Origin of the sequence: Desulfovibrio sp. (genome assembly GCF_035644575.1) — a bacterium.
In the GTDB taxonomy this organism is placed as follows: Bacteria; Desulfobacterota; Desulfovibrionia; order Desulfovibrionales; family Desulfovibrionaceae; genus Desulfovibrio.
Window position 1 is genome coordinate 1 of the sequence record NZ_DASQOG010000149.1, and the last position, 1,732, is coordinate 1,732.

Annotated in this window: 3 protein-coding genes; all 3 read left to right on the forward strand. The window is 56.0% G+C overall.

Translation table 11 applies throughout. The features are described 5' to 3' along the window. On the forward strand, positions 1 to 380 hold a 380-nt coding region (locus VEZ52_RS08550; RefSeq protein WP_324836452.1), incomplete at its 5' end, for a hypothetical protein. Then, a complete protein-coding gene (locus VEZ52_RS08555; RefSeq protein ID WP_324836453.1) occupies positions 361 to 1,398 on the forward strand; it encodes a GAF domain-containing protein in 1,038 nt (345 codons plus the stop codon). The genes VEZ52_RS08550 and VEZ52_RS08555, both read left to right, overlap by 20 nt. A 2-nt stretch (positions 1,399 to 1,400) precedes the next feature. Next, positions 1,401 to 1,732: rod shape-determining protein (locus VEZ52_RS08560; RefSeq protein ID WP_324836454.1), on the forward strand; the 332-nt coding region annotated here is incomplete at its 3' end.

Genomic DNA, 1,732 nt, shown 5'->3' on the forward strand with positions numbered 1-1,732 from the left:
TCGCTTACGGCAATCGAAGAGGACAACTGGGTAGCGTCCTGCCAGGGCAGACCGTCCTTGCTGAATACCTCTTGCCATTTAATCATCCGCACATCCCTTATAGAAATTTGTTATTTACTACCTGCTTTTCAGAATATTTTCCAGTGGGAATGATGCAGGTTCCCCGAAAAACGGCATCAACCGGGCCTGCCAAGCCGGATGTAAGGGGTACAGCCGCTGCCTGCCAAGGCCTCGGCAGCGGAACAATGAGCACGAGCAGCGCAAAAGAAGTTGCGGCGGCGCATGCCCTTTGCTACAAGAAATGCGTTACCCGAGAGCCGTCACGCCTGTGGGCGGCATCACCATCAACCCCATGTGCCCATGACCGCCAACTCTGTTGAAAAGCATATTCTGAGCATCGTTTGCAGCGTTTTTGACGCTTATTCCGTAGTCCTTTTTCTGCCTGACGAAGAAGGCGAAGCGCACCACCTTGCGGCTGCCTTCAGCCTGGGTGAAAGGATTGCGTCCAATGCATCGGTGCTGCCCGGCAAGGGCCTTGTCGGCTGGATTGTTCGTAACCGGCAACCTCTGCTTGTGCCGAATTTTGACCAGCGCCAGAGCAATCTTGGTTACTACACCGGCGGCGAAGAGGCCAACATCAAGGCCTTTATGGGCTGCCCGGTGCCCACCGGCGGCGCGCTCTGCGTTGACAGCAAGCGACAGTACTCTTTTTCTGACAAAGACCACAAGATCCTGCAAATGTTCGCAGAGCTTATCTCGCGTCAGCAGGGTTCCACCGGCCGGCAGGAGCTTGCCGGGGATATTCCGCGTTATTTTGCGGAATTGTCCGTCATTCAGGATCTGCGCTTTCGCTACAAGCGCTGGCCCCAGTTTTTGCAAAATTATCTGCGCATCATGGTTGAAGCCACGGGCTTTGATTACTGCGCCTTTGCCTCGGTGGACGAACCGGGCGAAACATATTGCGTTGAGAGCGAATCGGCCCGTCTGCTGCTGACCGGCGAGGAACCGCTTATTCTGCCCATGGGCAGCGGCATCACAGGCTGGGTTTTTCGCAACGATCAGCCGGTGATAGCCGAAGGCGTCGAGGGCGCGCCCTCCACTGTGCTCTTTGGCAAACTGCCGGATATGCCCGATTTTCAGGCTGCCATATGCATGCCGGTTATGGTCAACAAGAGCACGCGCGGCGTGCTTTGCCTTGCGCACACCAATCCTCGCCAGATAGACGAATCCCTGCGCAGTTTTGTGCGTCAGTCTGTGGATCACCTGGCCCTGTTTCTGGAAAATCTGTATCTCAAAATGCGGCTCAGAACCATGCTGCCCCGAGCGCGGGTGCACAACGACGGCCCTCAGGCCTATGACCCCGACACCGCGCCCATTCCGCCAACAAAAGAATACTAAACATGATTCTACGGCGTTTCTTCAGATTCTTGTCCAAAGACATTGCCATGGATCTTGGCACTGCCAACACCCTGCTTTACACCAGGGCGGATGGCATTGTGATCAATGAACCATCGGTGGTGGCCATAGATACGCACAAGAATTCTGTTCTCGCCGTAGGCGCTTCAGCCAAGGAATATCTGGGCCGCACCCCCCAGCGCATCAAGGCCGTGCGCCCCATGAAGGACGGCGTCATCGCCGACTTCGACATCACCCGCGAAATGATCTCCTACTTTGTGCGCAAGGCCATTACCGGGCTGCGGCTGGTCAAGCCCTCCATGGTCATCTGCATTCC

What these genes read in the sequence shown, in the direction of transcription:
- VEZ52_RS08555 (WP_324836453.1), top strand. Translation starts at nt 361, where the DNA reads ATGACCGCCAACTCTGTTGAAAAGCATATTCTGAGCATCGTTTGCAGC.